At 64.7% G+C, this 22255-nt stretch carries 21 protein-coding genes; 14 read left to right on the forward strand and 7 right to left on the reverse strand.

Annotated elements, in window-relative coordinates; all coding sequences use genetic code 11:
* The 11 genes from EN745_RS09870 to EN745_RS09925 form a co-directional block, all read left to right on the forward strand.
* Positions 1–1679 (forward strand): bifunctional salicylyl-CoA 5-hydroxylase/oxidoreductase (locus EN745_RS09870; protein ID WP_127421169.1); only part of this gene is annotated, 1679 nt, incomplete at its 5' end.
* Complete coding sequence (locus EN745_RS09875) at positions 1676–2449, forward strand: SDR family NAD(P)-dependent oxidoreductase (protein WP_127406307.1); 774 nt, start codon at positions 1676–1678, stop codon at positions 2447–2449. The genes EN745_RS09870 and EN745_RS09875, both read left to right, overlap by 4 nt.
* Positions 2443–2913, forward strand: a complete 471-nt coding sequence (locus EN745_RS09880) for a MarR family transcriptional regulator (RefSeq protein WP_127406306.1) — start codon at positions 2443–2445, stop codon at positions 2911–2913. The genes EN745_RS09875 and EN745_RS09880 overlap by 7 nt, the downstream gene beginning before the upstream one ends.
* Positions 2910–3722 (forward strand): enoyl-CoA hydratase family protein, encoded by an 813-nt coding sequence (locus EN745_RS09885; protein ID WP_127406305.1) that lies wholly within the window; start codon positions 2910–2912, stop codon positions 3720–3722. Before EN745_RS09880 ends, EN745_RS09885 begins: the two co-directional genes overlap by 4 nt.
* Before the next feature lie 230 nt (positions 3723–3952).
* On the forward strand, positions 3953–5101 hold the full coding sequence (locus EN745_RS09895) for an acyl-CoA dehydrogenase family protein (RefSeq protein ID WP_127406304.1): 1149 nt from the start codon (positions 3953–3955) through the stop codon (positions 5099–5101).
* 49 nt (positions 5102–5150) lie between these two features.
* On the forward strand, positions 5151–5546 hold the full coding sequence (locus tag EN745_RS09900; protein ID WP_127406303.1) for a RidA family protein: 396 nt from the start codon (positions 5151–5153) through the stop codon (positions 5544–5546).
* A 203-nt stretch (positions 5547–5749) separates the two neighbouring features.
* A complete protein-coding gene (locus EN745_RS09905; protein WP_127406302.1) occupies positions 5750–6478 on the forward strand; it encodes a GntR family transcriptional regulator in 729 nt (242 codons plus the stop codon).
* Positions 6479–6643: 165 nt separating this feature from the next.
* Complete coding sequence (locus EN745_RS09910; protein WP_127421170.1) at positions 6644–7783, forward strand: aminotransferase class V-fold PLP-dependent enzyme; 1140 nt, start codon at positions 6644–6646, stop codon at positions 7781–7783.
* A gap of 100 nt (positions 7784–7883) precedes the next feature.
* A complete protein-coding gene (locus EN745_RS09915; protein WP_127405613.1) occupies positions 7884–8669 on the forward strand; it encodes an ABC transporter substrate-binding protein in 786 nt (261 codons plus the stop codon).
* A gap of 115 nt (positions 8670–8784) precedes the next feature.
* Complete coding sequence (locus EN745_RS09920; RefSeq protein ID WP_126056739.1) at positions 8785–9462, forward strand: amino acid ABC transporter permease; 678 nt, start codon at positions 8785–8787, stop codon at positions 9460–9462.
* 40 nt (positions 9463–9502) lie between these two features.
* Positions 9503–10783, forward strand: a complete 1281-nt coding sequence (locus tag EN745_RS09925) for a cysteine desulfurase-like protein (RefSeq protein WP_281033516.1) — start codon at positions 9503–9505, stop codon at positions 10781–10783.
* A gap of 24 nt (positions 10784–10807) precedes the next feature.
* Here the strand turns inward: EN745_RS09925 and EN745_RS09930 are convergent, their stop codons facing one another.
* Genes EN745_RS09930 through EN745_RS09950 form a run of 5 tightly spaced genes read right to left on the reverse strand, consistent with a single transcriptional unit; the run spans position 10808 to position 16060 of the window.
* A complete protein-coding gene (locus EN745_RS09930) occupies positions 10808–11638 on the reverse strand; it encodes a dipeptide ABC transporter ATP-binding protein (RefSeq protein ID WP_127421171.1) in 831 nt (276 codons plus the stop codon).
* Positions 11635–12498: an ABC transporter ATP-binding protein gene (locus tag EN745_RS09935; RefSeq protein WP_127421172.1), complete on the reverse strand. Its 864-nt coding sequence runs from the start codon at positions 12496–12498 to the stop codon at positions 11635–11637. Before EN745_RS09935 ends, EN745_RS09930 begins: the two co-directional genes overlap by 4 nt.
* Positions 12498–13382 carry an ABC transporter permease subunit gene (locus EN745_RS09940; RefSeq protein ID WP_245487684.1) on the reverse strand — a complete coding sequence of 295 codons (885 nt, stop codon included), beginning with the start codon at positions 13380–13382 and terminating at the stop codon, positions 12498–12500. Before EN745_RS09940 ends, EN745_RS09935 begins: the two co-directional genes overlap by 1 nt.
* Positions 13383–13408: 26 nt before the next feature.
* On the reverse strand, positions 13409–14416 hold the full coding sequence (locus tag EN745_RS09945) for an ABC transporter permease subunit (RefSeq protein WP_127421174.1): 1008 nt from the start codon (positions 14414–14416) through the stop codon (positions 13409–13411).
* A 45-nt stretch (positions 14417–14461) separates the two neighbouring features.
* Positions 14462–16060: an ABC transporter substrate-binding protein gene (locus EN745_RS09950; protein ID WP_126056744.1), complete on the reverse strand. Its 1599-nt coding sequence runs from the start codon at positions 16058–16060 to the stop codon at positions 14462–14464.
* 469 nt (positions 16061–16529) lie between these two features.
* Here EN745_RS09950 and EN745_RS09955 point away from each other — a divergent pair, with 469 nt between their 5' ends.
* Positions 16530–18503: a long-chain fatty acid--CoA ligase gene (locus tag EN745_RS09955; protein ID WP_127421175.1), complete on the forward strand. Its 1974-nt coding sequence runs from the start codon at positions 16530–16532 to the stop codon at positions 18501–18503.
* A 35-nt stretch (positions 18504–18538) separates the two neighbouring features.
* Positions 18539–19228 carry a 50S ribosomal protein L11 methyltransferase gene (locus EN745_RS09960; RefSeq protein ID WP_127421176.1) on the forward strand — a complete coding sequence of 230 codons (690 nt, stop codon included), beginning with the start codon at positions 18539–18541 and terminating at the stop codon, positions 19226–19228.
* Here EN745_RS09960 and EN745_RS09965 read toward each other — a convergent pair.
* Entirely contained in the window at positions 19212–19934 is a 723-nt protein-coding gene (locus EN745_RS09965) for an HAD family hydrolase (RefSeq protein WP_127282841.1), read from the reverse strand. The genes EN745_RS09960 and EN745_RS09965 overlap by 17 nt on opposite strands.
* Before the next feature lie 5 nt (positions 19935–19939).
* Positions 19940–21583 (reverse strand): glucose-6-phosphate isomerase, encoded by a 1644-nt coding sequence (gene pgi, locus EN745_RS09970; RefSeq protein WP_127421177.1) that lies wholly within the window; start codon positions 21581–21583, stop codon positions 19940–19942.
* Positions 21584–21932: 349 nt separating this feature from the next.
* Here pgi and EN745_RS09975 point away from each other — a divergent pair.
* The coding region (locus tag EN745_RS09975; protein ID WP_145992002.1) for a winged helix-turn-helix domain-containing protein at positions 21933–22255 on the forward strand (323 nt) is incomplete at its 3' end.

The following is a 22255-nucleotide window of genomic DNA, read 5'->3' on the forward strand; positions in this document are numbered from 1 at the left end:
GCGAACAGACATGGGGGCGCTTCGGCTTCGGCGCGATGTCGCAACAGGAATCGATCGCGGTCTGCGAGCGCATCTTCGAAAAGCATCTCGGCGGCCATGCGCTGATGACCAACGCCAACCACATACGCGGTTCGGCCTGGATCAATTTCCCGCGCGTGCTGTGCGAGCGCTGGTCGTTTGAGAATCTGGCGCTGATGGGGGACGCGGCCGCATCGGCGCATTTCTCGATCGGCTCCGGCACCAAGCTGGCATTGGAGAGCGCCGTCGCGCTGGCCGACTATGTCGAGTCCGAGCCCGACCTCGAAGCGGCGTTCCGCAAATATGAGGATGCTCGTCGCACCGAGGTGCTGAAACTGCAGTCGGCGGCACGCAATTCGCTGGAATGGTTCGAGGAGGTCGAGCGCTATCTCGGCCTCGACCCGGTGCAGTTCAACTACTCGCTGCTGACCCGCTCGCAGCGCATCAGTCACGAAAATCTGAGGCTGCGCGACGCCGAGTGGCTGGGCGGCGCCGAGGAATGGTTCCAGCACCAGGCCGGCGCCGGCGGCAACAGGCTGCGCCGGGCACCGATGTTTGCGCCATTCAAGCTACGCGGCATGGCGCTCAACAACCGCATCGTCGTGTCTCCGATGGCGCAGTACAAGGCCGTCGACGGCTGCCCAACCGACTGGCATTTTTCGCACTACGCGGAGCGCGCCAAGGGCGGCGCCGGGCTGCTCTACATCGAGATGACCTGCGTCAGTCCCGAAGGCCGCATTACGCCCGGCTGCCCCGGCTTCTACGCGCCGGAACACGAGGTGGCCTGGAAGCGCCTGGTCGACTTCGTCCACACCGAGACCGAGGCAAAAATCTGCGCCCAGATCGGCCATTCCGGCGCCAAGGGCTCGACCCGCGTCGGCTGGCAGGGAACCGACGTGCCGCTGCCCTCCGGCAACTGGCCGGTGATGGCGCCGTCGGCCGTGGCGTGGTCGCCCGAGAACCAGGTGCCGAAGGCGATGGACCGCGCCGACATGGACAGGGTGCGCGGTGAGTTCGTCGCCTCCACCGAGATGGCAGCCCGCTGCGGCTTCGACATGCTGGAAATCCATGCCGCGCATGGCTATCTCTTGTCCTCATTCATCACGCCACTGACCAACCGGCGCACCGACGAGTATGGCGGCTCGCTGGAAAACCGTATGCGCTATCCGCTGGAGATCTTCCGCGCGGTGCGTGCCGTGTGGCCCTCGGAAAAGCCGATCTCGATGCGCATCTCGGCCAATGACTGGGTCGGTATCGAGGGCGTCACACCTGCCGACGCGGTCGAAATCGCAAAACTGCTGCACGAGGCCGGTGTCGATCTCTGCGACGTGTCGGCCGGGCAGACCTCGATCGCGGCAAAACCAGTCTATGGCCGCATGTTCCAGACACCGTTCTCCGACCGAATCCGCAACGAGGTCGGCATGGCGACGATGGCCGTCGGCAACATCTATGAGCCGGACCATGTCAACTCGATCCTGATGGCGGGCCGCGCCGATCTCGTCGCGCTGGCCCGGCCGCATCTCACCGATCCCTACTGGACGCTGCATGCAGCGGTGGCGCTCGGCGACCGCGGCGTCAAATGGCCGGATCCCTATCTGCCCGGCCGCGACCAGCTTTACCGGCTGGCCCAGCGCGAAGCGGCGGCGGGGTTGAAGGTATGACCTCCACCGCAAAAACCACGGCCAGGCATGCCTTGGTCACCGGCGGTGGTTCAGGCGTCGGACGGGCGATCGCGCTGGCGCTCGCCGGCGCCGGCGTCAACGTCACCATCTGCGGGCGACGTGAGGCAGCCCTTGCCGAAGTGGGCAAGGAAAGCCCGCGCATCGCGGGCGTCGCCGCCGATGTCACCGATGAGGCGTCGATGGTTTCCCTCTACGAAAAAGCGGAGGCCGCGCGCGGACCGTTCGACATCGTGGTCGCTAATGCCGGCATGGCCGGCAGTACGCCGGCGCACAAGATTTCGCTGGCCGACTGGCAGCGCACGATCGACGTCAACCTCACTGGCGCCTTCCTGACGGTGAAGCCGGCGCTGTCCGGCATGCTGGCGCGGAAGTCGGGCCGCATCGTCTTCATCGCCTCCACCGCTGGCCTCAAGGGCTATGCCTATGTGGCCCCTTACGTCGCGGCCAAGCACGGCGTCGTCGGGCTGATGCGGGCGCTGGCCACCGAGACCGCCAAGTCCGGCGTCACCGTCAATGCCGTCTGTCCGGGCTTCGTCGAGACCGACATGCTGGAGGAGTCCATCCAGCGCATCGTGGACAAGACCGGGCGGTCGGCAGACGAAGCGCGGGCAAGCCTGGCGGCGACGAACCCGCAAGGACGTTTCATTCAACCGGAAGAAGTGGCGGAAGCCGTGCTGTGGCTGTGCGGCGACGCCGCCCGCTCGATCACCGGGCAGACGATCTCGATCTCGGGAGGCGAGACATGGTAGCCGGTCCGTTGCCCACCCGATCCGGCTCCGGCAAGGAGCGGCTACGGCTGTGGATCCGCCTGCTGCGCGCCTCGCGCACGATTGAGGCGGAGCTGCGCGAGCGGCTGAAGAAGGAATTCAACACCACGCTGCCGCGCTTCGACGTGATGGCGGCGCTTTACCGGTCGCAGGAGGGGATGCTGATGAGCGACCTGTCGCGCTTCCTGCTGGTGTCGAACGGCAATGTCACAGGCATCGTCGACCGGCTGGTGTCGGAAGGGCTGGTGGCTCGGGCGCGCCGCAATGGCGACCGCCGCACCTCGATGGTGCGACTGACCGAGGAAGGGTCGAGGGCCTTCGCCGAGATCGCCGCCGCGCATGAAAGCTGGGTCGGTGAGCTGCTCGGCACTGTCAGCGAGGAAGAGGCGCGCCGGCTGACCGGCATGCTGACTTCGTTCCGCAGCAACTGGGAGGGACGCGAATGAGCGCCATGGCCAACCTCAAGCCGAAGCACTTCCTCTGGGATGTGGAAGGCAAGGTCGCGAAGGTCCGGCTCGACCGTCCCGAGCGCAAGAACCCGCTAACCTTCGACAGTTATGCCGAGTTGCGCGACACGTTTCGCGATCTCGTCTACGCCGACGATATCGACGCCGTCGTGTTCCTGCCCAATGGCGGCAATTTCTGCTCGGGCGGCGATGTCCACGACATCATCGGACCGCTGGTCAAGATGGACATGAAGGCGCTGCTCGCCTTCACCCGCATGACTGGTGACTTCGTCAAGGCGATGCTCAACTGCGGCAAGCCGATCATTTCCGCTGTCGACGGCGTGGCGGTCGGCGCCGGCGCCATCGTCGCCATGGCCTCCGATATCCGCATCGCCACGCCGGAAGCCAAGACCGCCTTCCTGTTCACCCGCGTCGGTCTTGCCGGCTGCGACATGGGCGCCTGCGCGATCCTGCCGCGCATCATCGGCCAGGGCCGCGCCGCGGAGCTGCTCTACACCGGCCGCACCATGAGCGCGGCCGAAGGCGAGCGCTGGGGTTTTTACAACCGGCTGGTGGAGTCGACCGCACTCGAGGCCGACGCGCTCGACCTGGCGGCACGCATCGTCTCCGGCCCGACCTTCGCGCATGGCATCACCAAGACGCAGCTCAACCAGGAATGGTCGATGGGGCTCGACCAGGCGATCGAGGCGGAAGCGCAGGCGCAGGCGATCTGCATGCAGACAGCTGATTTCGAGCGCGCCTACAAGGCGTTCGTCGCAAAGGAAAAGCCTGTGTTCGAGGGGAATTGAGATGGGCGGATTGTTGGACACGTTGGCGGGACAGCACCCCCCTCTGTCCTGCCGGACATCTCCCCCTCAAGGGGGGAGATTGGCGGTTTCGGCGCCCCGCTCATTCTTGCGGCTTTGGCGATTGGCGAAAGCCGACATGACAGCTGATCTCCCCCCAAGAGGGGGAGATGTCCGGCAGGACAGAGGGGGGCGCCGTAGAGCACAGACCTCGCAGAACTGCGGAGGCAAACATGTCTGACCGTTCCTTCCTCAACTGGCCCTTCTTCGAGGAGCGCCATCGCCAGCTCGCCGACCAGCTCGACGCCTGGTGCGCGAAGAACCTGCCGGTCGACCATCACGATGTCGACGCCGCCTGCCGGGAGCTGGTGGCGAAGCTCGGCCGTGACGGTTGGCTGAAGCCGACGGCGCTCGACACGGACAATCCCGGACCGCTCGACGTGCGCACGCTCTGCATCACGCGCGAGACACTTGCCCGCCATGACGGGCTGGCCGACTTTTCCTTCGCCATGCAAGGGCTCGGCACCGGCGCGCTCAGCCTGTTCGGCACGCCGGACCAACAGCATTGGCTGGGCAAGACGCGGGCCGGCAAGGCGATCTCGGCCTTCGCGCTGTCGGAGCCGCGCTCCGGATCGGACGTCGCCAACATGGAAATGACGGCCACGCGCGATGGCGACGATTATCTGCTGACCGGCGAGAAGACCTGGATTTCCAATGGCGGCATCGCCGATCTCTACATCGTCTTCGCCCGCACCGGCGAGGCGCCTGGCGCCAAGGGGATTTCGGCCTTCATCGTGCCGGCCGAGACCGAAGGCCTGAGCATCGCCGAGCGGCTGGAGACGATCGCCCCACACCCGCTGGCGCGACTGTCGTTCGACAACGCCCGCGTCCCCGCTTCCGCGCTGATCGGCAAGCCCGGTGACGGCTTTCGCATCGCCATGTCGGTGCTCGACGTGTTCCGCTCGACCGTGGGTGCCGCGGCACTCGGTTTTGCCCGTCGTGCCCTGGACGAGAGCGTCAGTCGCGCCGCAGAGCGCGAACTGTTCGGCGCGCCGATGGCGGACCTGCAGATGGTGCAGGGCCACATCGCCGACATGGCGCTGGATGTCGATGCCGCGGCGCTTCTCGTCTACCGCGCCGCCTGGACCAAGGACATGGGGGCCCCACGCGTGACCCGCGAGGCGGCGATGGCCAAACTGTTCGCAACCGACCGCGCACAGGAGGTGATCGACGCGGCCGTGCAGCTGCATGGCGGCGACGGGGTGCGCAAGGATCACATCGTCGAAAGCCTCTATCGCGAGATCCGTGCGCTGCGCATCTACGAGGGAGCATCCGACGTGCAGAAAGTGGTGATCGCGCGACAGGTCATGGGGGCGGCGTGAGACTGATGAATGTCCCGCAGCCCGCATTTCGATTAGGGGGAGTCTAGTCATGCACACCATCCTGCAGCCGGAAGGCTGGGCAAAGCCCATCGGTTACGCCAACGGCGTCGCCGCGCGCGGCCGGCTGGTGTTCGTCGGCGGCCAGGTCGGCTGGAATGCCGAGTGCCGGTTCGAGACCGACGATTTCGTCGGCCAGGTACGCCAGACGCTCGCCAACATCGTCGCCGTGCTGGCCGAGGCGGGCGGCGAGCCGCATCACATCACCTCGATGACCTGGTATTTCACCGACAAGGCCGAGTATCGCGCCAATCTCAAGGGCATCGGCGAGGCCTACCGCGCCGTCATCGGCCGCCACTTCCCGGCCATGGCGGCCATGCAGGTCGTGGCGCTGGTCGAGGACCGCGCCAAGGTGGAGATCCAGGCGACGGCTGTTATTCCGGAGTGAATTGCGCCAGGTCGACCGGCGCGCCGAAAACTCGCGCTGACGTTTGAAGGCATGGGCCCGATTCGATCAGAGATCATCGCCTTGACTATTCGAACCGCCGCTTGGCTCTAAACACAAACTGTGATCAGATGATCACGCTTGCTTCGGCGGGCGCACTCGGGCATCGCACATAGCTTCTGCCGGCATCTGAGGAAAGCAAAACCGTGGCTCTGGGCTTCGAACCCGTATCGGGACGCATCACCGTCCAGGATGGCGTCTACCAACAGCTCCGCCATGCCTTGATGGTCGGCAGCTTCGATCCGGGACAGGTGCTGACCATCGCCGCGCTGGCCGAGGCCTTCGGCACCTCGAACATGCCGGTGCGCGAGGCCTTGCGGCGGCTGGCGGCGGAAAACGCGCTGGAGATCTCACAGAACGGCTCGGCCTGCGTGCCGGTCGTCACGCGGGCGCGGCTCGACGACCTTTGCCGGGCCCGTCTCGCCGTCGAGGGGCTGGCGGCCGAACTCGGCGCGCCGCGGCTGACGACGGTCGAGATCGACAGCCTGCAGCGCATCACCGACGACCAGCAGGCGATCGGCCGCGACGGCAGCATCTATGAGCTGATCGCCAAGAACCAGCAGTTCCATTTCATCATCTACCGCGCCTCGGGCTCGGACGTGCTGTTTCAATTGATCGAAACGCTGTGGCTGCGCTTCGGCCCCTATATGCGGCTGTTGTCCAACCACGTGGCGCCGCTGATGCGCGCCGGAACGATGGAGCCCTCGGGCAGGCATGTCGCGATCATTGCCGCGCTGAAGGACAAGGACTTTGCCCGCGCCCGCGACGAGGTGGTGGCGGACATCACGGCGACGCAGATGACGCTGCGCGCCATCTGCCCCGATGTGCCAGAGCCCAAGACGGTCGACTTCACCGGTTTCGGCAAAGCTTCCTGATCTTCCTCAGCGTTGGGCTGACCCAAAGACAGAGAAGGTCTGTCGCGGCCGCGCTGGACCAAAGCAATCGGCTGCTTTTTGGCACCTTGCCGCTTTTCTTTAGCCTTAAAGGATTGATCCTCGTTTCGTTTTGTGATCACATGATCACAAGGAGCGAGACAGAAGATGTCCGGCTATTTTCTCTACCATTCGATCGGCACCTTCCCCGGCAAGGGCGAGAGCATGGCCGCCGCACTGGCGGACTTCTCTGCCATCTGGTCGGCGGAAGACGACGGCCAGTGGCCGGCCGCGCTTGCCGCGCGGCAACGCTTCATCGACACCTGGATCAGGCTGATCGACGCACCGCAGGGCACGCTGACCACCGCCGAGAACGTCACCTCGGCGCTCTACAGCCTGATCGGCGCCCTGCCCTCCGAGCGTCTGGCGGGAAAGCGCGTGCTGGTTGCCGCCGACTGTTTTCCGAGCCTGCATTTCCTGCTGGCAGGCTTGGCCCAACGTTTCAATTTCACGCTCGACACCGTGCCGCTCAGGCCTGGCGAAAGCTGGGTTCGCGACGAGGATTTCGTCGCCCGCTGGCAGGAAGATGTCGGGCTGGCGCTCATCACCTTCGTGACCTCGACGGCCTCGCACCGCTGCGATGTGGCGAAGCTCGCGGCGCATGGCCAGGCGATGGGCAGCATCGTCGGGGTCGACATCACGCAAGGGGTCGGCGTGGTGCCCTTCTCGGTGGCAGAGACGCCGGTCGATTTCGTCGTCTCGACATCGCTTAAGTGGCTGTGCGGCTCTTCCGGCGCCGGCATTTTGCAAGTCGCTCCCGACCTTCTTTCGACATGCCGGCCGGAGCTGCGCGGCTGGTTCAGCCAGCCGAATCCGTTCTCCTGGGATCTCGACGCTTTCAGCTACGCAAGCGACGCGCGCCGCTTCGACCACGGCACGCCGGCGATCCTGGCCAGCGTCGCCTCGCTGCCCGGCCTGCAATGGGTCGAGGACACCGGCATCGATGCCATACGCGCGCGCAATGCGGTGATTACAGGGCGCATCATCGGCGCAGCGCTGGACAATGGCTGGGCGATCCGTTCACCGCTGGATGCCAATGCGCGCGGCGGCAGCGTGATGATCGGCCTGCCGCAAGGCGTCGAGGCGGCGAAGCTCGTCGCGACACTGCGCGATGAGCGGCTCTATTGCGACGCCCGCGGCACGACGCTCAGGCTGTCGCCCGGCATGGTCACGGCGGACGAGGCCGTCGGGGCGCTGATTGCGCGGCTGCAAGACCTGATCGGCTCACGCCAGCGCCGCGCATCCTGATTTCAGGCGCCGCCTCGCCTGCGGCGTCCGGGAGCTGGATGCTGGAAGGGGCGGATCAGGAAATGCGCCACGCGAAGTGGCCGAACCAGAGGGAAGCAACATGCTCAAACGTCTAGGACTGATTGGCGTGGTCATCGCAGCCGGCATCGCCTTCGCCACACCCGCCTTCGCCGACAAGATCATGGTCGGCGCCTACCCCGCCAACCCGCCATGGGAATACAAGACCGATTCCGGCGGCTTCGAGGGTTTTGAGATCGATGTCGCCAACGACGTCGCCAAGCGCATCGGCGCCGAGGTCGAGTTCCAGGATCTCGGCTTCCAGGCGCTGTTCGCGGCGACAGCTTCCGGCCGCATCGACTTCGCCGTGTCGTCGATCTCGATCACCAAGGAGCGCCTGCAGAACCAGGGCTTCACCCAGGCCTACTACGACAGCGACGGCACCATCGTCGGCAAGGCGGATTCGACCATCAAGACACTCGACGACCTCAAGGGCAAGACCATCGGCGTCATCGCCGGCTCGACCGGCGAAGCCTACATGAAGGAAAACGCCGCCAAGCTCGGCGTTGCCGAAACCAAGAGCTACAACGCCCAGCAGGATCTGCTGCTTGACGTGCAGAACGGCCGCATCGACGGCGGCGCCGGCGAGCTCGCCGGCTTCCTGTTCGCCATCAAGCAGATGCCAGCGCTGAAGATCCTGGTGCGCATCCCGACCGGCGAGCGCTTTGCGATGATGACCAAGAAGGGCCACCCCCTGCTCGAAAAGGTCAACGACGCGATCACCGCGATGAAGAAGGACGGCACCATGGCCGCGATCCACAAAAAGTGGTTCGGCGTCGATCCGGAAGCCGGCACCAGCACGGTGGCGCCGGGGCCAATCCCGCAATAAGCCGGCTAATTATAGCCGTTCGCGAGAGTGTCGGTGACAAGGCCGGCGCTCTCCGATTCCCATCCGTCCAGGCCCGCGAAAGCGCGGGCTTGGCATTGCCTTGACGGTGACGCCGATGGAACTGATCGACACCTTCTTCAACTGGAGCATCCTCGTCCGATCGTTTCCGATCCTAATCCGCGGGCTCGGCAACACTATCCTGCTCGGCTGCGCCGCAATCGTCTTCGGCACCATCGCCGGGCTGGCGATCTGCCTAATGCGGCTCTATGCGCCGAAGCCGCTAAGGCGGCTGGCCATCCTCTACATCGACATCTTCCGCGCGCTCCCGATCCTGGTGGTGCTGATCCTGATCTACTACGCCCTGCCCTTCGTCGGCATCCGCCTGTCGTCCTTCGTTTCGGCGGCCCTTGCGTTGTCATTGGTGCTTGCCGCCTTCACGGCGGAAGTCTGCCGCGCCGGCATCGAGAACATCCCCAAGGGCCAGTTCGAGGCTGCCGCAGCGCTCGGCCTGCCGTTCTGGGTCGCCATGCGCAAGGTGATCCTGCCGCAGGCGATCCGTGTCGTCATCCCGCCGCTGACCAGCAACTGCGTCTCGGTGTTCAAGGACACCGCGCTGGCCTCGGTGGTGGCGATGCCCGACCTTCTGAAGCAGGCGACCGACGCGCAGGCGCTGATGGCCAATCCGACGCCGCTGATCGGCGCCGCAATCATATATCTCGCCTTCCTGTGGCCGCTGGTGCGGCTGGTCGGCTACCTCGAAGAGCGCGGCAAGGCCCAGTCCGGCGCGCACTGATCCCACCTCGAACGACATCGATGAACTGAAGGAGACGTCCGTGAACCAACACCATATCTCGAAGGCGCAGGACGGCGCTGTTTCGTTCCCGGTCGAGAAGATCCGCGCGATGTTCCCCGCCTTGCGACAGGCCGGCGACTTCATCTTCATGGACAATGCCGCCGGCGCGCAGATCCCGCAAAGCGTGCTCGACGCGGTGACCAACCATCTGGTCGGACACAATGTCCAGCGCGGCGGCCGCTACGGCCGCAGCGTCACCGTCGACCAGTCGGTCGCCGAGGCGCGCGAGAGCGTGGCGCTTTTGATCAACGCCTACAGCCCGTCGGAAATCTGCTTCGGCATGAACGCCACCTCGTTCATCCGCCTGGTCAGCCTCGGCATCGGCCAGATGCTCGCGAAGCGGGACGAGATCGTCATCACCGACATGGACCACGACGCCAATATCGCCACTTGGCTGGCGCTGGAGCAGGCCGGCGCGAAGTTCAAATGGTGGCGCATGCGCGAGGACGGCAATCTGCATGTCGACGATCTCAAGCCGCTGGTCTCGGACCGCACCCGGCTCGTCGCCTGCACGGTGACGGCGCATTCGATCGGCTCGATCGTCGACGTCGCCTCGGTGGCCAAGATCGCGCATGCCGCCGGCGCGGAAGTGTTCCTCGACTGCGTGCATTACGGTCCGCATGGCCTGATCGACGTGCAGGCTTGGGACTGCGACTACCTCGTCTGCTCCGGTTACAAGAATTTCTCGCCGCATATGGGTTTTCTCTGGGGCCGCTTCGAAACGCTGAAGCGGCTGCCGACCTTCCGCGAGGATTTCATCCCCGATGAGCCCCCCTACAAGGTCGAGGCCGGTACCTTCATCTACGAGAATGTCTCCGGCATGGACGCGGCCGTGCGCTATCTGGAATCGGTCGGCCGCAATTTCCTCGCCGAGAACAACCGCTCGCGCCGCGACAACATCGTCGCCGGCATGAACGCCATCCGTGACTATGAGTTGACGCTGGCGCGCGAGATGCTGAAGGTACTGAAGGACTGCGGCGCCACGATCTACGGCGTGGCCGACGAAGCCCGCATCCATGAGCGCGTGCCGACCTTCTGCTTCAACATCGGCAAGCTGTCACCGCAGAGGATCGTCGAGGAGATGGCGGTGATGCAGATCGGCATCCGCGACGGCCATATGTACGCGCCACGGCTGATGAGCCGGCTCAACCTGTCGATGGACAGCGGCGCCGTCCGCGCCTCGCTGGTGCACTACAACACGGTGGAAGAAGTGCATCGTTTCGGCGAAGCGCTGCGCGCGATCGTAGCCAAGCTGTCATGATCGGCTTGGCCACGGCGCTTGGAGTCAGGCCGCCTTCTTCTTGGCCAGCCTTGCCTTGATCGAACTGACATCGGCGCGCGGCGTCGCGGCGAACAGCGTCTTGGTGTAGCTGTGCTTGGGGTCTGCAAAGACCTCGTCGCGCGGGCCGTATTCGACCGCCTCGCCGAAATACATCACCATGACGTCGTCGGCGATGTAGCGCACCACCGACAGGTCGTGGCTGATGAAGACATAGGTCAATTGGAACTCGTCCTGCAGGTCGGCCAGCAAATTGAGCACCTGCGCCTGCACAGAAAGGTCGAGCGCCGAGACCGGCTCGTCCAGCACCAGCAGGCTGGGGTTCAGCATCAGCGCGCGGGCAATGGCGATGCGCTGGCGCTGGCCGCCGGAGAACATGTGCGGATAGCGGTTGTAGTGCTCGGGTCCGAGGCCGACCTTCTTCAGCATCTTCATGGCCAGGTCGCGGCGTTCCTCGGCCGGCTTGTCGGTGTTGATCAGCAGCGGCTCGCCGAGCACGTCGCCGATCTTCTGGCGCGGGTTGAGGGAGCCATACGGATTCTGGAAGACGATCTGCACCTTGCGGCGCATCTCCTTCGACAAACCGTCCCTGGCAATGTCGACCTTGTTGCCGTCGATGAACAATTCGCCCGACGTCGCCGGATCGATCAGCGTGATGATGCGGGCGAGCGTGGACTTGCCGCAGCCGCTTTCGCCGACGATGGCAAGCGTCCTGCCCTTGTCGACGCTGAAGGAGACGCCCTTGACCGCATGCACCGTGCGCGCGCCGCGGAACAGGCCGCCACCGACATGGTAGTCGCGCACGATGTTCTTGCCTTCGACGACCCTGGTGCTCATGAGGCGGCTCCGGTACTTGCCCCCTCGGGCGCCGGTTCGAACAGCATGTCGGAGACGGTCGGCAAGCGGTCGCCGACGGCGTTCTCCGGCAGCGCAGAGAGCAGCGCGCGCGTGTAGTTGCTCTTCGGGCTCTCGAACAGCGACAGCACGTCGGCCTCTTCCATCTTGCGGCCCTTGTACTGGACAATGACGCGGTCGGCGGTCTCGGCCACCACGCCCATATTGTGGGTGATCATGATCAGGCCCATGCCATATTTGGCCTGCAGCGAGACCAGCAGGTCGAGGATCTGCTTCTGGATGGTGACGTCGAGCGCCGTCGTCGGCTCGTCGGCGATCAAGAGCTTCGGATTGCAGGCAATGGCAATCGCGATCATGACGCGCTGGCACTGGCCGCCCGACATCTGGTGCGGGAAGGAGTTCAGCCGCTCCGCCGGCTCGGGAATGCCGACCTGCTTCAGGAGCTCGATGGCGCGCGCCCGGCGCTGGGCCCGGTCCATGCCCATATGGAAGCGCAGCACTTCCTCGATCTGGAAACCGATGGTGAAGCAGGGATTGAGGCTGGCCATCGGCTCCTGGAAGATCATTGACATATCCTTGCCGACGATCTTGCGCCGTTCGGCGGAACTCAGCTTCAGGAGATCACGGCCGGCAAAACTCATGCGATCCGCGGTGACCGTGGCCGTCCAGGGAAGCAGCCCCATCACCGCCAGCATCGACACCGATTTGCCGGAGCCGGATTCGCCGACAATGGCGAGCACCTCGCGCTCATCGACATGGAGCGAGACGCCGTCGACGGCGCGGAACGGACCGGATGCGGTCTGGAACTCGACGACGAGATTCTGGATGTCGAGCAGCGCCATCACGACCTCCTGAGCTTCGGATCGAGCGCGTCGCGCAGGCCGTCACCGATCAGGTTGATGGCAAGCACTGTGATCAGGATGGCAAGACCGGGGAACGTCACCACCCACCAGGCGCGCAGGATGAACTCGCGCGCCGAGGCGAGCATGGTGCCCCATTCGGGCGTCGGCGGCTGGGCGCCGAGGCCGAGGAAGCCGAGGGCGGCAGCCTCGAGGATGGCGTTGGAGAACGACAGGGTGCCTTGGACGATCAGCGGCGCCAGGCAGTTGGGCAGGATGGTGGCGAGCATCAGGCGGAGATGCCCGGCGCCGGCAACCCTGGCGGCCACGACGTATTCGCGGCTCTTCTCGGCCATCACCGCGGCGCGCACCAGGCGGGCGAAATGCGGTTGCAGCACGAGCGAGATCGCCAGCATCGCATTGAACAGGCCGGGGCCGAGGATGGTGACCAGCACCAGCGCGAGCAGCAGCGACGGGAAGGCCAGGATCAGATCCATGACGCGCATGATCGCAACGTCGACCCAGCCACGGAAATAGCCGGCCAGCAGGCCGAGCGTGATGCCGCCGGTGAGCGCCAAAGTCACCACCACCGCGCCGATGAGCAGCGAGAAGCGCGCGCCGTAGAGCAGGCGCGAGAGGATGTCGCGTCCGACCGCATCAGTGCCGAGCAGATACTGAGCACTGCCGCCGTTCTGCCACGCCGGAGGCCTCAGAAACGCGGTCTTATCCTGAACGTCGGGCGCATAGGGCGCGAGCAGCGGCGCGAAGAGCGCCGCCAGAACCAAAAGGATGAAGACGAACAGGCCGATAACGGCGCCGCGGTTCACCGAGAAATAGTGCCAGAAAGTCCTGAAGCCGGTGAGGCGGTCCGGACTGCCGCTGGCCATCGGGGCGATTTCGGTCGACTGGCTCATCATGCAGCCCTGATGCGCGGGTTGATGACGGCATAGAGCACGTCGACGATCAGGTTCACGGCCATGACGATGAGGGCGATCAAAAGCAAGCCTGACTGCACGACGACGTAGTCGCGCTTGAAGATCGAATCGACCATCCACTTGCCGATGCCCGGCCAGGCGAAGATGGTCTCGGTGAGGATGGCGCCGGCAAGCAGCGTGCCGACCTGCAGGCCGATGGTGGTGACCACCGGTATCAGCGCGTTGCGCAAGGCATGCACGCCGATGACGCGTGCCGACGACAGGCCCTTGGCGCGCGCGGTGCGGACATAGTCCTCGCCCAGCACCTCGAGCATGGCCGAGCGCGTCTGGCGGGCGATCACCGCCAGCGGGATGGTGCCGAGAACGACCGCCGGCAGGACGAGATGACTGAGCGCCGAGCGGAAGGCATCCCATTTGCCATAGATCAGGCTGTCGATGGTCATGAACCCGGTGATCGGCTTGAAGAAGAACTGCAGGCCCATGCGGCCGGAGACCGGCGTCCAGCCGAGATAGCCGGAGAAGAAGATGATCAGCAGCAGGCCCCACCAGAAGATCGGCATCGAATAGCCGACAAGGGCTGTGCCCATCAGCGACTGGTCGAACCACGAGCCACGCTTGACCGCTGCGAAGATGCCGGCCGGGATGCCGAGCACCATGGCGAAGATCATGGCGAAGAAGGAGAGCTCCAGCGTCGCCGGGAAGAGCGTCTTGAACTCCTCGATAACCGGCCGCTTGGAGGAGATGGAAACACCGAAATCGCCGGTGGCGACCTCGCCGACGTAGCGCGCATATTGCTGCCAGATCGGCAGATTGTAGCCGAACTGTTCCTTGAGCTCTTCGTAGCGCGCCGGCGTCACGCCATGCTCGCCGGCCATGGCGAGGATGGGGTCGCCGGGCAGCAGCCTGACGAAGGCGAAGGCACAGATGGTGATGCCGACCAGCGTCGGGATCAGAAGCGCGATTTTGTTGAGAAGATATCGGAGCATCTTGAAAAAGGGGCGGCGCCGTACGGCGCCGCCCGCTCTAGAGTTCTATTCGGCCTTGTCGGTGCCGTCGAAGCGGTGGATGCCTAGCGGGTCCATCATGAAGCCGCTGACATTCTTGCGCACAACCGCATAGACCTGGCTGTGGGCCAGGAGGAAGGCCGGGGCCTGCTTCTGGAAGACAACCTGGGCCTGCTCGTAGAGCTTGGTGCGCTCGGCCTGGTCGCTGGTCTTCTTGGCCTTCTGGATCAGGTCCTCGAAGTCCTTGTCGCACCAGCTCGAGTAGTTCGAGACGCCGATTGCCGAGCAGGCGAAGAGGGTGGCGAAGAAGTTGTCCGGATCGCCATTGTCACCAGTCCAGCCGATCTGGAAGGCGCCGGGGCGCTCCTTCTTCTTGCCTTCCTCGCGATACTTCGTCCACTCGTAGTTGACGATCTCGGCCTTAACGCCGACCTTGGCCCAGTCGGCCTGGATCAGTTCGGCGGCGCGCTGGAAGTTCGGGTTGTACGGACGAACGCGGTCGGACGCCCAGAGCTGGATTTCCTTCAGCCCGGCGTCGGCGAGCACCTTCTTGGCCGCTTCCGGATCATAGGAATCGAACTTCACGTCCTTGTTCCACGACCACATGGTCGGCGGGATCAGGTTCTGGGCCGGCGTGGCGCCGGCATCCTGGAACAGCGACTTGATCAGCGCCTCCCGGTCGATCGCCTGGTTCAGCGCGTGGCGAACCTCGGGCTTGTCCAGCGGTGGGATCGTCGTGTTGTAGCTCATGTAGCCGATGTTCAGTCCGGCCTGGTCGAGCAGGTTGACGTCCTGGTTGGCCTTGATCGTGCCAATGTCGGCGGGGTTCGGATAGGGCGCGACGTCGCATTCGCCGGCCAGCACCTTCTGGATGCGCGCGGTGGCGTCGGGCGTGATGGCGAAGACGAGATCGTCGATCTTTTCCTTGCCCTTGAAATAGTCGGGGTTGGCCGCGTAGCGGATGACCGAATCCAGCTGGTAGTCGACGAACTGGAACGGCCCGGTGCCGATCGGCTTGGTCGAGAAGTCGGCCATTTTGCCGTCCTTCGCGAGCTGATCGGCGTATTCCTTCGACACGATCGAGGCGAAGTCCATGCCGAGGTTGGCCAGCATCGGCGCGTTCGGCTCGGTCAGCGTCAGCTTGACGGTCAGATCATCGACCTTTTCCCACTTGGCGACGTATTTCGGCATGTCCATGCCGGTGTAGTAATCCCAGGTCAGGTTCGGCAGGTACTTCTCGCCGTTCCAGGGATTTTCCTTGTTGAACTGACGGTCGAAGGAGAAGACGACGTCATCGGCATTGAGATCGCGGGTCGGCTTGAAATAGTCGGTGGTCTGGAACTTCACGCCCGGATGCAGGTGGAAAGTATAGACCAGGCCGTCGTCCGAGATTTCCCACTTGTCGGCGAGGCCGGGCTCGATCTCGGTACCGCCATGCTTGAATTCGACAAGGCGCGAATAGACGGTGCGCGAAGAGGCGTCGAAATCGTTACCGCCCGTCGTCGTACCCGGGTCGAAATTGGCCGGCGATGCTTCCGAGCAATAGACCAGCGTCTTGGCGTTGGCCACGCCACCGAGGACGCTTGCAGCCAGCAACGCGGCTGCAAAAGTCAGTTTCTTTTTCATTGAGCACTCCCTGATGTTCTGCCAAGCCCCTCTAGCAGGCTCGCGAAGCGCGCATATAAGCACCGTTTTTCTGGCTTTGGAACACCCCGTTTGCGTACCCCACGGGAAGCAGGAAAAGAATCCGCAATCTCCTAAAATGACAGAAAAAATTAGCAGATTTTTCCGCTCACGATAATGTTAACGACCGCATTTTTTTATTGATCGGCGCTCTCGCGAAATCGACGCGGCGCGGCCTTCCTTCGCATGGGCGCTGCTCGGGAAGATGCGTTACGGGTAGCGGAGAAGAAAAGGATTTCGACGGCAAATCTTTCCCGTTCTGCCGCAAGGGCAAGACTTGCATGGCCGAGGATAGTCGCAATACATAGACGGCACGCTGGATTTCCTGAGGAATCCGCAACGATTGCGGCGGAGGACGCTCCTGTCATTCAGAGGCGGCGCGGCACGAGTGAACGACGACGGGAGGGACAGGGTGGCGAAGGCAGCAAAGACGACGGCTCCGGCCAAGACGAAGGCCGCTTCGAAGGCAGCCGCCCCTGTGAAGGACACCGCAAAACCACAGGCTAAGGCTGGCGCCGGAAAGGCCGCCAAGCCTGCTGTGACGAAAGCTCGAGCAGCGGCCAAGCCGGCTGCCGCCAAGTCCGCTGCAACAAAGCCCGCTGCCGCAAAGCCGGCCGCGAAGGCAGTTCCGACAAAAGCGATCTCGCCAGCGCCGGCAGCGAAGCCGGCGCCGGCCAAGAGGTTGCCTAAGGCGCTGACGGAGCTTGCCGCCGGGCTGCCGGAAAAGCCGTGGCTGGCAAGCTATTCAAAGAACATGCCGGCCGAAATCGGCCCCCTGCCCTACGGCTCGATCGGCGACTTCCTGGTCGGCGCCTGCAAGCAGTTTGCCGGCCAGCCGGCCTTCGTCTGCATGGGCAAGGCCATCACCTATGCCGAGCTCGAGCGGCAGTCGGCCGCCTTCGGCGCCTATCTGCAGTCGAAGGGCCTGCAGAAGGGCGCGCGCGTGGCGCTGATGATGCCGAACGTGCTGCAATATCCGGTGGCGATGATGGCGGTGCTTCGCGCGGGCTTCACGGTGGTGAACGTCAACCCGCTTTACACGCCGCGCGAACTGGAGCACCAACTCAGGGATTCCGGCGCGCAGGCGATTGTCATCCTCGAGAATTTCGCCAACACGCTGCAGGCGGTGATCGCCAAGACCTCGGTCAAGCACGTCGTGGTCGCCGCGATGGGCGACATGCTTGGCGGCCTCAAGGGGACGCTCGTCAACTTCGTCGTGCGCCGGGTGAAGAAGCTGGTGCCGGCCTGGTCGCTGCCGGGCCACGTCAAGTTCAACGCCGCCCTGAAGGCCGGCGCCGGCCTCGCCTTCAAGCCCGCCAGCGTCAGCGCCGACGACATCGCCTTCCTGCAATATACCGGCGGCACCACCGGGGTCTCGAAGGGCGCGATCCTCTTGCATTCCAATGTACTTGCCAATGTCGCGCAGAACGCGCTCTGGCTGCAGGACGCCTATGCGGTGAAGCCGAAGCCGGCGCATCCCAATTTCATCTGCGCGCTGCCGCTCTACCATATCTTCGCGCTGACGGTGAACGCGCTGATGGGCATGCAGCAGGGCGCGCAGAACGTGCTCATCCCCAATCCGCGCGACATTCCAGGCTTCGTCAAGGAATTGGAGAAATACCCGGTCCACATTTTCCCGGGCCTCAACACGCTGTTCAACGCGCTGCTCAACAATGAGGATTTCCGCAAGCTCGACTTCAAGCCGCTGATCCTGACGCTGGGCGGCGGAATGGCAGTGCAGAAGGGTGTGGCCGAGCGCTGGAAGGCGCTGACCGGCTGTCCCGTCACCGAAGGCTACGGGCTTTCGGAAACCTCGCCGGTGGCGACCGCCAACAAGTTCAGTGGCGGCGACTTCACCGGCACGATCGGCCTGCCGCTGCCGTCGACCGAGATCGCCATCCGCGACGACGACGGCAACAATGTGCCGCTCGGCGAAGTCGGCGAGATCTGCATCCGCGGGCCGCAAGTGATGGCGGGCTACTGGAACCGGCCGGACGAGACCGCCAAGGTGATGACCAAGGACGGCTTCTTCAAGTCCGGCGACATGGGCTTCATGGACGAGCGCGGCTACACCAAGATCGTTGACCGCAAGAAGGACATGATCCTGGTCTCCGGCTTCAACGTCTATCCGAACGAGTTGGAGGAGGTCGTGGCCCAGCATCCGGGCGTGCTCGAAGTGGCGGCGATCGGCGTGCCGGACGAGCATTCCGGCGAAGTGCCGAAGCTGTTCGTGGTCCGGAAGGATCCCGCGCTGACGATCGAGACGCTGACCGCCTACTGCCGCGAAAACCTTACCGGCTACAAGCGGCCCAAATATATCGAGTTCCGCACGGAGCTGCCGAAGACGCCGGTGGGCAAGATCCTGCGGCGGGCGCTGCGCGGCTAGGCTCGACCTTGAACGATCATCCTGCCGGCGGGGAGATGGCGGCCACGCGCCCCGATCCAACGGCCTTCATCAAGGCGAACATGCGCCTTGCGCCCGTCGCCGCGCTTCCCGAGATCGAAATCTACAGCGCCCATCCCGGCAGCGGGCTGCGGCGGCTCGTCGATCCGGACGGTGACGACGGGGACGCTGCGGCGCCAGAGCCGCAGCCGCCCTATTGGGCCTATGCCTGGGCCGGCGGCACCGTCCTTGCCCGTTACATACTCGACCGGCCGCAAGCGGTTGCGGGGCGCCGCGTGCTCGACCTCGGCGCCGGCTCGGGCCTGGTCGGCATCGCCGCGGCGAAGGCCGGAGCGCGCGCGGTGATTGCCGCGGAGATCGACCGCAACGGCCTCGTCGCGCTCGGCCTCAACGCCACGGCAAACGGCGTCGCGATCACGGTGGTCGGCGAAGACATCACCGCCGGGCCGCCACCGGCGGTCGACCTGGTGCTTGCCGGCGACGTGTTCTACGGGCACGAAGTGGCCCGGCGGGTGATCCCCTTCCTCGACCGCTGCCTCGCCGCCGGCATCGAGGTGCTGGTCGGCGATCCGCGCCGCGCCGATCTGCCGCTGTCGCGGCTCAAACTGCTTGCCGAATATAAGGTACCGGACTTCGGCGATGCGAAAGGCACGGCGTCGAGGCCGAGCGGGGTCTTCTCCTTCGAGACGGTCAGATCGTCTCCTTGACCCGCGCGGCCAGAAAATCGGGCAGATCGGCAACCGAATTGAGCACGACATCGGCGATCGCCGACAGCGATTCCCGCGTGCCTGTGCCGGAGAGCACGCCGACCGCCAGCCCGCAGCCGCCGGCCCGCGCCATTTCGAGATCGTGGCGATTGTCGCCGACCATGGCGATCTCGGCCGGCTTCAGCCCGGTCAGGTCGGAGAAGGCGAGGATGGTGTCCGGCGCCGGCTTCGGCCTGGCCACCGAATCATAGCCATAGGCGGCGTCGAAAAGCTGCGCCACGCCGAGCGTCACCAGCGTCTTTTCCGCGCCGCTGGTCGAATCGTTGGTGGCGACGCCAAGCCGGTAGGATCGCCTGTGCAGGACGGCCAACGTCTCGACGATGCCCGGCAGCGCCACCGCCATGCTGGAGCCCTGCACGGAGGTGATCTCGTTGAAACGGGCCACGGCAAGCATCTGGTCCTCCTCGGAGAGGCGCGGGAACCAGAGTTCGACGACATCCATGTTGGTGCCGGAGGCGAAGATCGAATCGGGCTTGAAGCGCTTGCTGAGGAAATCGAAGCCGGCTGCCGCGAGCAGCCTGTCTGCCTTCCAGCGGTCGCCCTCGGCGGCATCCATGGCCATGAAGTCGGCAATGCCGAGCCATGTCGCGTTGAAATCGACAAGCGTTCCGTCCTTGTCGAACAATATGCCTTTGATCTCCGCCAAGCCTGTCACTCCGATCCGCGCAATCGGTGAATGTGTCCCACCAGACCTGCAGTCGAGGCATCCCGCTTTGCGGCATTCTCCTTGCCTTCCACGACAGGCAGCAGGCCGGTTGCCAGTTCCTTGCCGAGTTCGACGCCCCACTGATCGAAGGAATTGATGTTGAACAGCGTGCCCTCGACGAAGACGCGATGCTCGTAGAGCGCGACCAGGCGGCCGAAGGTGCGCGGATCAAGCTTGCGGTAGAGAATGGTCACAGAGGGGCGGTCGCCGGAGAAAACCCGGTGCGGGGCGATCCTGTCGACGTCGGCCGGCTTCATGCCCTTGGCCAGCATCTGCGCGCGCGCCTCCTCCAGCGTGCGGCCCTTCATGAAGGCTTCCGACTGCGCCAGGCAGTTGGCGAGCAGGAGATCGTGATGGTGCTTCAGCTCCGGCTCGTGGCCGACAGCGGCGGCAAGGAATTCGACCGGGATGAAATCGGTGCCCTGGTGCAGCAGCTGGAAGAAGGCGTGCTGGCCGTTGGTGCCGGGCTCGCCCCAGACCAGCGGGCCGGTCGGCGTGGTGACCGCGCCGCCGTCCAGCGTCACGCTCTTGCCGTTCGATTCCATATCAAGCTGCTGCAGATAGGCCGGCAGCCTGGAGAGCCGCTGGTCGTAAGGGATCACGGCGCGGGCCGGATATCGGCAGACGACCCGGTGCCACCAGCCGATCAGCCCCAGCAGCGCCGGCAGGTTCTTCTGCAGGGGTGCCGAGCGGAAGTGCTCGTCCATCTCGTGGGCGCCGTCGAGGACGGCGCGGAAATTGCGCGGGCCGATGGCGATCATCACCGGCAGGCCGATCGCGCTCCAGACCGAATAGCGGCCGCCGACCCAGTCCCAGAAGCCGAACACGCGATCGGACGCGATGCCGAACTTCGCCACTAGGTCGAGCGCGGTCGAGACGGCGGCGAAATGCTTGCCGACGGCTTCCTTGCCCAGCGCCTTCTCCACCCATCGGCGCGCCGCCTCGGCATTGGTCATCGTCTCGACCGTGGTGAAGGTCTTGGAGGCGACGATGAACAAAGTGGTTTCGGCCGACAGGTCCTTCAGCGTGTCGTGGATATGGGCGCCGTCGATGTTGGAGACATAGTGCGCGCGCGGGCCATCGTGGTAGGGCGCCAGCGCCAGCGTCGCCATCACCGGGCCAAGGTCGGAACCGCCAATGCCGATGTTGACGACGTCGGTGATCTTCTTGCCGGTGGCGCCGGCCGCCTTGCCGGAGCGGATGGCATCGGCGAAGGCGCCCATGGCGTCGAGAACGGCGAGAACCTCGGCCTTGGTATCCTGGCCATCGACCACGACGCCCTTGCCGGCCAGGTTGCGAAGCGCGGTGTGCAGCACGGCGCGGCCTTCGGTGATATTGATCTTCCTGCCTTCGAACATGGCGGCGCGGCGACCCGCCAGATCAGCGGCTCCGGCGAGCTTCTCCAGCATCGCCATCGTGTCGGCGTCGACCGCGCATTTCGACCAGTCAAGCAGGAGATCGCCGTCGGTGGCGGAAAACGTCGCGAAGCGTTTGGGATCAGCCGCGAAAGCTTCACGCATGGTGCCTTTGGCCGCCGCGCGATGTTCGCGCAAGGCGACGACTTGCTTGTCGAAGGTTGATTGATCCAATGCGGGCTCCTGGCGGGTTTTTGAACCTATGTTAACAGGCCGGATGTTTCCGGCGCATGTCGTCGCGACATTCTATCGAGCCGATTCCATTTCATTCAAGGGCGGCATTGCCGCACTGCATCACGCTTTGATGAGGCCTTGGATACCCGGCGACGGAGGATGCGACGACGCTGCGCGTTGCTCACCAACAGGTAGGCCGCGACGCTGCGACGACGCTGCGCGTCGCGCAATGGATCACTGGCATAAATCCCAGCGATCAGAAAAATTGATTGGCGCAACCCCTTGTGCCACCCCTACACTCGACTGGTCCAGCCAAGCACAAAAAGCTGGCCATCGAGGAAACCCTTCCATGCCACAGCGCAACGACACGGCCATATGGTCCGGCCTGTTCCGGATTTCGGCTGAATCCGGCCAGACCCTGCAGGCGCAGATCCGCCAGGCGATCGTCGCCGCCATTCTGGACCGGCAGATCGCCGCTTCCATGCCGCTTCCGTCCTGCCGCATCCTGGCCGAGAAACTGGGCGTCGCCCGCGGCACCGTGGTGCTCGCCTTCCAGCAACTGGTCGACCAGGGCTTTCTGGTGGCGCGCGAGCGGCGCGGCCATTTCGTCAATCCGGAAGTGCTCGCCACCCCCGCCAAGCCGCACCAGAAGGCCCCCGACCAGCAGAACGA

It is taken from the genome of Mesorhizobium sp. M4A.F.Ca.ET.022.05.2.1 (assembly GCF_003998845.1).
GTDB lineage: Bacteria > Pseudomonadota > Alphaproteobacteria > Rhizobiales > Rhizobiaceae > Mesorhizobium.

Bases quoted from the DNA above. Each gene is read 5' to 3' on its own strand.
- EN745_RS09935 (WP_127421172.1), bottom strand. From the start codon at position 12,498: ATGGCGCTGCTCGACATCCAGAATCTCGTCGTCGAGTTCCAGACCGCA.
- EN745_RS09960 (WP_127421176.1), top strand. From the start codon at position 18,539: ATGGCGGCCACGCGCCCCGATCCAACGGCCTTCATCAAGGCGAACATG.
- EN745_RS09950 (WP_126056744.1), bottom strand. From the start codon at position 16,060: ATGAAAAAGAAACTGACTTTTGCAGCCGCGTTGCTGGCTGCAAGCGTC.
- EN745_RS09920 (WP_126056739.1), top strand. From the start codon at position 8,785: ATGGAACTGATCGACACCTTCTTCAACTGGAGCATCCTCGTCCGATCG.
- EN745_RS09930 (WP_127421171.1), bottom strand. From the start codon at position 11,638: ATGAGCACCAGGGTCGTCGAAGGCAAGAACATCGTGCGCGACTACCAT.
- EN745_RS09910 (WP_127421170.1), top strand. From the start codon at position 6,644: ATGTCCGGCTATTTTCTCTACCATTCGATCGGCACCTTCCCCGGCAAG.
- EN745_RS09895 (WP_127406304.1), top strand. From the start codon at position 3,953: ATGTCTGACCGTTCCTTCCTCAACTGGCCCTTCTTCGAGGAGCGCCAT.
- EN745_RS09945 (WP_127421174.1), bottom strand. From the start codon at position 14,416: ATGCTCCGATATCTTCTCAACAAAATCGCGCTTCTGATCCCGACGCTG.
- EN745_RS09940 (WP_245487684.1), bottom strand. From the start codon at position 13,382: ATGGCCAGCGGCAGTCCGGACCGCCTCACCGGCTTCAGGACTTTCTGG.
- EN745_RS09900 (WP_127406303.1), top strand. From the start codon at position 5,151: ATGCACACCATCCTGCAGCCGGAAGGCTGGGCAAAGCCCATCGGTTAC.
- EN745_RS09915 (WP_127405613.1), top strand. From the start codon at position 7,884: ATGCTCAAACGTCTAGGACTGATTGGCGTGGTCATCGCAGCCGGCATC.
- EN745_RS09880 (WP_127406306.1), top strand. From the start codon at position 2,443: ATGGTAGCCGGTCCGTTGCCCACCCGATCCGGCTCCGGCAAGGAGCGG.
- EN745_RS09885 (WP_127406305.1), top strand. From the start codon at position 2,910: ATGAGCGCCATGGCCAACCTCAAGCCGAAGCACTTCCTCTGGGATGTG.
- EN745_RS09875 (WP_127406307.1), top strand. From the start codon at position 1,676: ATGACCTCCACCGCAAAAACCACGGCCAGGCATGCCTTGGTCACCGGC.